Annotated in this window: 5 protein-coding genes and 2 pseudogenes; 3 read left to right on the top strand and 4 right to left on the bottom strand. The window is 73.2% G+C overall.

What is annotated here, in order from left to right; all coding sequences use genetic code 11:
- From ACZ4MF_RS48335 to ACZ4MF_RS48325, 3 genes and pseudogenes are all read left to right on the top strand, one after another.
- Window positions 1-459, top strand: a pseudogene (locus tag ACZ4MF_RS48335) (acyltransferase domain-containing protein); the annotation flags it as partial.
- Window positions 460-474: 15 nt separating this feature from the next.
- Entirely contained in the window at window positions 475-3,138 is a 2,664-nt protein-coding gene (locus ACZ4MF_RS48330) for a type I polyketide synthase (protein ID WP_467500749.1), read from the top strand.
- Between the two features lie 39 nt (window positions 3,139-3,177).
- Window positions 3,178-4,212 carry a ketoacyl-ACP synthase III family protein gene (locus ACZ4MF_RS48325; RefSeq protein ID WP_467500747.1) on the top strand — a complete coding sequence of 345 codons (1,035 nt, stop codon included), beginning with the start codon at window positions 3,178-3,180 and terminating at the stop codon, window positions 4,210-4,212.
- A 181-nt stretch (window positions 4,213-4,393) separates the two neighbouring features.
- Here ACZ4MF_RS48325 and ACZ4MF_RS48320 read toward each other — a convergent pair whose 3' ends face one another.
- The 4 genes and pseudogenes from ACZ4MF_RS48320 to ACZ4MF_RS48305 all read right to left on the bottom strand — a co-directional run.
- Complete coding sequence (locus ACZ4MF_RS48320; RefSeq protein WP_467500745.1) at window positions 4,394-6,937, bottom strand: AMP-binding protein; 2,544 nt, start codon at window positions 6,935-6,937, stop codon at window positions 4,394-4,396.
- Window positions 6,938-6,947: 10 nt separating this feature from the next.
- Entirely contained in the window at window positions 6,948-7,799 is an 852-nt protein-coding gene (locus tag ACZ4MF_RS48315; RefSeq protein ID WP_467500743.1) for an ABC transporter permease, read from the bottom strand.
- Window positions 7,799-8,788 (bottom strand): ATP-binding cassette domain-containing protein, encoded by a 990-nt coding sequence (locus tag ACZ4MF_RS48310; protein WP_467500741.1) that lies wholly within the window; start codon window positions 8,786-8,788, stop codon window positions 7,799-7,801. Before ACZ4MF_RS48310 ends, ACZ4MF_RS48315 begins: the two co-directional genes overlap by 1 nt.
- Window positions 8,789-8,895: 107 nt before the next feature.
- Window positions 8,896-9,239, bottom strand: a pseudogene (locus ACZ4MF_RS48305) (dehypoxanthine futalosine cyclase); the annotation flags it as partial.

The following is a 9,239-nucleotide window of genomic DNA, read 5'->3' as shown; positions in this document are numbered from 1 at the left end:
GTGTCCGGTGACGCGGATGCGCTGGACGAACTCGTGGCCTTTGCCGAGGAGTCGGGTGTTCGGGTGCGGCGGATCGATGTGGATTACGCGTCGCATTCGGCTCATGTGGAGGCGGTCGAGGGGGAGTTGGCGGAGGTGTTGGCGCCGGTGGTGGCGTCGGTGCCGGTGGTGCCGTTCTTCTCGTCGTTGGTGGGGGCGCGGGTTGAGGGTGCGGTGTTGGATGGTGGGTATTGGTATCGGAATTTGCGGCATGCGGTGGATTTCGAGGGGGTTACGCGGGCGTTGGTGGGGGCGGGGTATCGGGCGTTCGTGGAGGTGAGTCCGCATCCGGTGTTGGTGGTGCCGTTGCAGGAGACGGTGCAGCGGGCTGACCCGGAGGGTGTGTTCGCGGTGGTGGGGACGTTGCGTCGGGATCATGGTGGTCTGGGTGATGTGGTGGCGGCGGTGGGGCAGGCGTTCGTCGAGGGTGTGGTCGTGCATGCCGATCGTGTGGTGCCGCATCCGGACCTGCCGACGTATCCCTTCCAGGGCGACCACCACTGGCTGACCGCTTCCCCCGGAGCCTCCCGCGGTGTGACCGGCATCGGAGCCGTGAGCACGGAGCATCCCCTGCTCGGGGCGGCCGTCGAACTGCCCGACTCGGCCGGCGTGTTGTTCACCGGGCGCCTTTCGGCGGGAGCGTACGAGTGGCTGGCCGGGCACCGTTTCGGTGGTTCCCAGGTCGTCCCGGACCCGGTACTGGTCGAGTTGGCCGCCATGGCCGGCGACCAGGTGGGCTGCGGGCGGCTGGAGACGCTGTCGGTGCGGGAGCCTCTGGTGCTGCCGACGTCCGAGGCCGTCCAGCTTCGCGTCACCGTCGGTGAGCCCGGGCAGACCGGCGCTCGTTCGGTGGCCGTGCACTCCCGGCGGGGCGACGGCGGGGTAGGACGGCCGTGGACGTGCCACGCCGAGGGATCGCTCACCGAGGAAGGCCCGGCGCCGGACTGGGACCTGGAGGCCTGGCCGCCGGTCGGCGCCGAGAGCGTGCCCCAGGAGCGGCAGGCGACGGGCGACGGTCCCGGGGAGCAGCGCACCACGCGATCCGTGTGGCGGCGGGGCGACGACCTCTTCGCCGAGGTCGCCCTGACCGAGCGGCTGCGCGCAGAGGCCGCCGGGTTCGGGCTCCATCCGGTGCTGGCGGCGGCCGTGCTGGACCTGCTGCCGACCGGGGAGCGATCGGCGGACCCCGGACGGCTGCGGCGGGTGGCCCAGTGGAGCGGAGTCTCGCTGCACGCCTCCGGAGCCTCGATACTGCGCGTGGGCATCAGCCCGCTGGGTGACGGCGCGTTCTCGGTGCGGGCCGCCGATGCGACCGGAACCCCGGCGCTGACCGTGGCGTCCGTGACGCCGCGACCCGTCTCACGTGGCGAAGTGAGCGCGGCGGGCGCCGCACAGCAGGACGGTCTGTTCGGCGTGGAGTGGAGCGACACGGACCTCGCGTCGAGCGCCGGCCCGGTCCCCGCCACGTGGGCGATCATCGGTGAGGACACGCTGCGGGCCCGGTCCGCGCTGATGTCCGTGGGCCAGTACACCGAGGCGTACCCGGATCTGGAGAGCCTGGCCGCCGCGGTCGCCGACGCCTCCGGTGCGCCCGACGTGGTCGTGGTGACCTGCGCCGCCGCCGGCGGGGAGCGGACGGGCGAGGAACTCGCCGGCAGCGTCCACGACACCGCGCGCCAGGCGCTGGACTGGGCGCGAGCCTGGGTGACGACGCCCGCGTTCGAGCGGTCCCGGCTGGTGTTCCTCACCCGGGGCGCGGTACCGGCCTGGGACGGCACGGGGGCGGAGGGACGGCTCGACCTGACGGCGGCCGCGGTGTGGGGGCTGGTGCGCTCGGCGCAGACCGAGTTCCCGGACCGCTTCCTGCTGGTGGACACCGACGCGAGCAAACCCGCCTGGCGTGCGCTGCTGCGGGCCGCGGGCTCCGACGAGCCGCAGTGGGCGCTGCGCAAGCGGGCCGCCCGGGTGCCGCGGCTGACGCGCCTGGCCGTCGACCGCGACGGTGACACGACGCTGCTGGACGGCGTCGACGGCACGGTCCTGGTCACCGGCGGCACGGGCATGCTGGGATCGGCGCTCGCCCGCCACCTCGTGACCGAACACGGTGTCCGGGAACTGTTGTTGACGAGCCGCCAGGGCATCGGGGCGCCGGGAGCCGTCGATCTTGAGGCCGAACTCTGCGCGCTCGGTGCCCGGGTCACCATCGCCGCGTGCGACGTCACGGACCGCAAGGCGCTCGCCGGACTGCTGGCGGCGATCCCCGCCGACCGGCCGCTGCGGGCGGTGGTGCACACTGCGGGCGCTCTCGACAACGGGGTCGTGTCCTCGCTGACGCCCGAACGGCTGAGCGCGGTGCTGCGGCCGAAGACGGACGCGGTGCTCGCACTGCGCGACGCGACCAGGGACGCACGGCTCTGCGCGTTCGTGCTGTTCTCCTCTTTCGCCGGCGTGCTCGGCGGGGCCGGGCAGGCCAACTACGCCGCGGCGAACACCTTCCTGGACGCCTTCGCCTACGACATGCGTGCCCGCGGGGTCCCGGTGACCTCGATCGCCTGGGGCCTGTGGGAGGGACGCAGCGGTCTCGCCGAGGGCAAGGCCGAGGCACTGCCCGGATCCGTGGCACTTCCCCTGGCCCAGGGGATGCAGTTGTTCGACGCGGTGCAGGGGGCCGGACTCGGCCTCGCCGTCGCCGCCCGGCTGGACTTCCCGGCGCTCTACGAGGGAGCGAGGGCGGGCCGGGCACCGGCGCTGCTGCGGTCCCTGCTGCCCGCCCGCGCGCGCCGGACGGCGCAGGACACCGAGGTGGAGAAGACGGAACTGCGCCACGTCCTGGCCGCGATGGCGACCGACGAGGAGCGCGACGCGGCCCTGACCGGGCTCGTACGCGAGCGGATCGCCACCGTTCTCGGACACTCCTCCGCGCAGTCCGTCGCGGCGACCGCGGCGCTGAAGGACCTCGGCTTCGACTCACTGACCTCGATCAACCTCCGCAACGCCCTGAACACGGACACCAACCTGAGCCTCGCGCCCAGCGTGGCGTTCGACTTCGCGTCACCGGCCGAGCTGGCCCAGCACATCAAGCAGCAGTTGCTCACCTGAGACCGGCCCCGGCGCCGGACGGACAAGGAGAGATCCCGCATGAGGATTGAGAACGTCCACATCGACTCCCTGGGAGTCATTCTGCACGAGTGGGCGAGCGCGGAACAGGCCGTGGCCGACGGCCGTGTGGACGCCGAGGTCGTCGCGGCGAACGGACTCACCGGAACGCACGTGTCCGGTGACGTGCCGGCCGTGGACCTGGCCGTCTCGGCCGCCCGCACCGCCCTGGACCGCTCCAAGATCGAGCCCGACGAGATCGCCTCGCACCTGCACAGCGCGGTGTACTACCAGGGGCCCGTCGGCTCCTACCCGCCGGGCTACATCCTGCGCGAGCTGGGCCTGGACGACATCTCCGCGTTCTATCTCCAGCAGGGCTGCAACGGCATGCTGGGCGCCCTGGAGGTGGCGGTCGGCCAGATGACCGGCGCCGCCGAGGCCGAGACCGTGCTGCTCACCTCCGGCGAGAACTTCTCCTCCCCGGAGATCGACCGGTGGACCGGCTACGGCCAGTCCTACTTCCTCGGCGACGGCGCCGCCTCGGTCCTGCTCAGCGCGGACGAGGGGTTCGCCACGGTGCGGTCGTTGCACGCCGGGGTGCTCCCGGCTCTGGAGAAGTGGCACCGCGGTGACGGCCCGCAGCTCCTGCGCGGGCAGTCGGACTCGATGGCCGACATGGCGCAGCGGGCCGGGCAGTTCACCGAGACGGAACTGTCCCTGTCGGAGACGCTGGAGAAGCTGACCGTCTTCGACCTGGGCGTCATCCACCGTGCCCTGGTCGACGCCGATCTGAACGCGGCGGACATCGCCAAGGTCGTGCCGATCAACATGGACGGCCGGATGATCGAGTACTCCCTGATGATGCCGCTGGGGCTGCCCATGTCCCGGTCCAGCTGGGACTTCGGCAAGAGCGTCGGACACGTGGGCGGCGCGGACGTCTTCATCACGCTGGAGCACCTGGTCCGTACCCGGGAGGTCGGCCCGGGCGACCACGTCCTGCTGGTCTCCCAGGGGCCCGGCTGGATCTGCACCGCCAGCGTGGTCACGATCAACGAGCTGCCCGCCTGGGCGGTCTGAACCCCGGCGCCGTGCGCAGGCGGCCCCGACCGGTTTCCCCCAACCGGTCGGGGCCGCCTGCGTGTTGGCCGGTGCCGTGGCCCGCGTTCCTGTGCGCACACATGCGACCGCCCACCGCTCGTACTGCTCAGCGGTGGGCGGTCGTGTCTCGATCTCGGCGCACTTCCTCGGACAGCGGGTCCTACGGCGTCGCGGAAGCCGTCTGCAGCACGGCGGGGAACAGCGCGCCGAAGCGCACCGAGTCCACCGTCAGCACCGGAGCGCCGGCGGCGTCCACAGCCCTCACGCCGAGGGTGCCGTCCGCCGCGGCCGTGAGCCGGGCGCGCAGCACGGAGGCCCGGGCGGCGTGCAGGGTCACCCCGCGCCAGAGGTCCGGGGCCCCGGGGCGGTCCGCGGCCGATCCGGCGGGATCCCACGCCCCGCCCAGGCCGGCCCACAGCTCGGCACGTGCCACGGCCTCCAGCAGCGCCGGGTGCACCCCGAACCGGCTGCCCTGCTCCGGTGTCCCCTCGGGCACCCGGACCTCGACGAACAGCTCGTCGTCGCGCCGCCAGACGCCGTGCAACGCCGACGGCGCGCCGCCGGCGCCGGTGGCACCGAAGGCCCCGTGGCCGCCGAAGACCTCGTCGACGGGTACCCACCAGGCGCCGGCCGGCGGCCACGCCTCCGGCTGCCACCGCGGCGGCGCACCGGCGGCGGCCGCCGTGCCGTACGCCTGCCGCACCCACGGCCGGCCGCTCGCACCGGAGTCCCGGCGCGTGTACACCGTCACCGCCCGCAGGCCCAGGGCGTCGGACCCGCCGACGGTGACCTGTACCTGCACACCGCCGGCCGCGGGCAGCACCAGCGGTCGTACCGCGTCGAACTCCCGCAGCCGGCCGCAGCCCAGATGCCCGGCGGCGTGCAGTGCCAGGTCCAGCAGTACGACACCGGGTACCACCGTCCGCCCGTCGGCCGAACGGGAGAGCACCAGTCCGTCCGCGCCGCTCACGAGCCGCCCGGTGAACGTCACCTCGTCGGTGTCCGGACGCTCGATCACCGCGGCCAGCAGCGGATGTTCCGCGTCCGCCAGCCCCAGGTCGGCCGCACTCCCGTAGCGGGCGCGCCCCGACGGCCCCGGGGAGCGCCGCCACAGCAGCCGCCCCGTCAGCCCGGACAGCCGCTGCCGGGCGATCTTCCCCGCCGGGTCGCGCGGCACCTCGTCGATCGCGTGGACCTCCTCCGGGCGTCTCGGGGGCGGCAGTTCGTCGCGGCAGGTGGCCAGCACCGCCTCGACGTCGAGCCCGTCCGGCCCGGGCACCAGATACGCCACGGGCACCTCGCCGAGCGTCGGATGCGGTTTCGCGCCCACCGCCGCGTCGCCGACGCCGGGCACCTGGAGGAGCACACTTTCCACCTCGGCCGGATGGACGTTCTCGCCGCCCCGGACGATGACTTCCTTCAACCGGCCGGTGACGGTGAGGTATCCGTTCGCGTCCTGCCGGGCCAGATCGCCGGTGCGGTACCAGCCGTCGCAGAGCACGGCCTCGGTGGCCTCGGGCCGGCCGTGGTAGCCGAGCATGAGGGCGGGGCTGGACACCCAGACCTCGCCCTCCTCGCCAGTGCCGGCCTCGGCGCCGGTGCGCGGGTCCGTCAGCCGCAGGGCCACGCCGGGCAGCGCACGCCCGCAGGAACCCGGCACGTACGGACCGTGCGGAAGGTTGGTGGTGATCGCGCCGCACGTCTCGGAGCTGCCGTAGCTGTCCAGCAGGGCGACCCCGAACCGGGACCGGAACGCCTCGTGCAGGGAGGGCGGGCAGGGAGATCCGGCCACCATGCACACGCGCAGACCGGGCGGGGCGGAGCCGCCGGTGCGGGTCCGCTCCACCATGTGGTGGTAGAGGGCCGGCGAGCCGACCAGGAAGGTGGAGTTCTCCTCCCGGGCCGTGCGCAGCACCTCGTCCGCGGCCGGCTCGTCGGTGATGTACGCGCCGGCCCCCACGGCCAGGACGCCCAGGACGCAGATGTTGTGGGCGAGGGTGTGGAACAGCGGCATCGGCACCAGCACCCGGTCCCGTTCCGACAGCCCGAGCAGGGGAGCGTTGCAGGACGCCGTCGCCCACAGTGCGGCCCGCTGGGTGGAGACCACGCCCTTCGGCTTCCCGGTCGTGCCCGTCGTGTAGAGCAGCCACGCCGGTTCGTCGAGCCCCAGGTCGTCGCGTGGCGGATCGCGCAGCGACCAAGTGGCCGCCAGCGTCTCGTAACGCGGCAGGGACTCGTCCGCCGCGTCCCGGCCGGCGAGTACGGCGTCGAGTTCGGCGGGTTCCCCCACCAGGACGACGGCGGCGCCGGGGCGCTGCGCCAACACCCGCCGCACCTGGGGCAGTTGACCGGCTCCCGTGATCACCAGTCGGGCGGCGCAGTCGTCCAGGAGATGGCCGAGCTCGGCGTCGGTGCGGTGCGGGTCGAGCGGGACGCCGACGGCGCTCGCGCGGGCGACGGCGAGACGGCTCTCCACCGCCTCCACCCGGTTCGGCAGATAGATCGCGGCCGACGCGCCCCGCGTGAGCCCCAGCCCGACCAGGTGACCGGCGACCCGCGCGGTACGCCGGTCCAGCTCGGCCCAGGTCAGCGAGCGGCGGGCATCCTTGAAGGCGATCCGGTCGGGCTGCCGGGCGGCGTGCCCGGCGAGCAGTTCGTGCACCGGGCGGATCAGCTCCGCCCGGAACATGGCGTCCGCGCTCACGCGTTCCCCCTCATGCGCCGGCCGAACGGTAGCGGCGCACCGCCAGCGTCCGGAACAGCACCGCGATCAGTATCGACCAGCCCGCCGACACCAGCACGGGATGCTGGGCGGGCCAGGCACCCGTGGCCGTGAGCCCCGGGTTGCCGAACAGCTGCCGCGCCGCCTGCACCGTCGCGCTCAGCGGGTTCCACTCCGCGGCCCAGCGCAGCACCGTCGGAAGCGTGGAGGGCGCCACGAACGCGTTCGACAGGAACGTCAGCGGGAACAGCCACAGGAAGTTGCTGCTGGCCGCGGCCTCCGGAGCGCGCACCGTCAGACCGATGACGACGCCCACCCACGACAGCGCGTATCCCATGAGCAGCAGCAGCCCGAACCCGGCGGCGGCCTGCAGCACCCCGTGATGGGCGCGCCAGCCGACCAGCAGCGCGCACAGGATCATCACGGTCACCACGATCGCGTTCTGCACCAGATCGGCGACCGTGCGGCCGGTGAGCAGCGCGCCCCGCGCCATCGGCAGCGACCGGAACCGGTCGACCATGCCGCTCTGCAGGTCGTTGGCCATGCTGACGCTGCTGTTGCTGGCCGTGCCGAAGGCGATGGTCTGGGCGAAGAACCCCGGCATCATGAACTCGCGGTAGGCCGCCGCGCCGTGCGCACCGGGCAGGGCGAAGGACCCGGCGAAGATGTACGCGAACAGCAGCACGAAGACCAGGGGCTGCACCAGGCTGAGGACGAGCACCTCGGGGATGCGGATCGTCCGGATCACATTGCGCCGCGTGACGACCAGCGTGTCACGCACGGACTTGGTGACCGTGCCGGGTTTCAGTTCGGGTACGGGCGGTGCCGTTGCCGACACGTTCATCACTTCCTCTCGCCCGCCGCGCCGGTGGCGGCCGCCGCGCGCACCGGGTTCCGCGGGACGTCCTCGGTCAGGGCCAGGAAGACCTCGTCCAGCGTCGGGCGGCGCAGTCCGATGTCGGTGATCTCGATCCCCTCGGCGTCCAGCGCGGCGATGACCTCCGTCAGCAGCCGCACTCCGCCGTCGACGGGAACCGAGACGATGCCGCGTGGCCGGTCCACGTCCGGACCGCGGGTGCCGAACCGGGCCAACAGCCCGGCCGTGGCGTCGAGTTGCTCGGGCCAGGCGCCCACCACCTCGACCCGCTGGCCGCCCGCCTGCGACTTCAGTTCGCGCGGTGTGCCGCGCGCGATGATCCGCCCGTGGTCGACGACCGCGATGTCCCGGGCCAGACGGTCGGCCTCCTCCAGGTACTGCGTGGTCAGCAGCAGCGTGGTGCCCTGCGCCACGAGGTCCTCGATGGCGTCCCACAGCATCAGGCGGCTGGTCGGGTCCAGGCCGACCGACGGCTCGTCGAGGAACATCACCGAGGGCCGGACGACGAGGGCGCCGGCCAGGTCCAGCCGCCGCAGCATGCCGCCCGAGTACGTCCTCGACACCCGGTCGCCGGCCGCGCTCAGGTCGAACCGGTCCAGCAGTTCGTCGGCCCGCTGCCGGGCGGCCCGCGCCCGAAGGCCGTACAGTTCACCGATCATGCGGAGGTTCTCCCGGCCCGTCAGCCGGTCGTCGACCGCCGCGAACTGGCCCGAGAGGCCGATGGACAGCCGAACCTGGTCCGGCTCCCGGACCACGTCGTGGCCGGCCACGACGGCGGTGCCCGCGTCCGGGCGCAACAGGGTCGTGAGCAGCCGCACCGTCGTGGTCTTGCCGGCTCCGTTGGGGCCGAGCAGCCCCAGCACGCCGCCTTCCGGCACGTCCAGGTCTACTCCGTCCACGGCCCGGACCTCACCGAAGGTCTTGACCAGACCCGTGGCGTGAATGGCACCCGCCATGGGGTTCTCCGTCCTCGTGTGCAGGGGTGGGGGCGTTGCGTGGGGTGTGCGGGAAGCACAGGTGTCCGGGACCCGGGTGTCCCCGGTCCCGGACACATGGCCACCGCTCAGCGGGCGGCGATCAGCTTCAGCTCGGGGTGGGCCGTGCCGCCCTCGATGGCCGTGGACGAGATGTGCGAGACCACGCGGTCGTCGGCGGGGTCGTTCGCCGGGTCGTCGTGCACCTGCAGCAGCTCGTAGGTCGTGTTGCGCTGCGCCGGGACGCGTCCCGCGCCGCGGATCAGGCCGATCAGTTCGAGCAGGTTGGAGCGGTGCTTGGCGCCCGCGGAGGAAACGACGTTCTCCTCCAGCATCACCGAGCCGAGGTCGTCGGCGCCGTAGTGGAGCGAGAGCTGGCCGACCTCCTTGCCGGTGGTGAGCCAGGAGCCCTGGATGTGCTGGACGTTGTCGA

The sequence above is a fragment of the Streptomyces sp. NPDC025793 genome (genome assembly GCF_055558375.1).
The sequence above is the reverse complement of the archived record's forward strand: the minus strand, read 5'-3'. Positions and strand labels throughout refer to the sequence as shown.

What these genes read in the sequence shown, in the direction of transcription:
- ACZ4MF_RS48315 (WP_467500743.1), bottom strand. Translation starts at nt 7,799, where the DNA reads ATGAACGTGTCGGCAACGGCACCGCCCGTACCCGAACTGAAACCCGGC.
- ACZ4MF_RS48325 (WP_467500747.1), top strand. Translation starts at nt 3,178, where the DNA reads ATGAGGATTGAGAACGTCCACATCGACTCCCTGGGAGTCATTCTGCAC.
- ACZ4MF_RS48310 (WP_467500741.1), bottom strand. Translation starts at nt 8,788, where the DNA reads ATGGCGGGTGCCATTCACGCCACGGGTCTGGTCAAGACCTTCGGTGAG.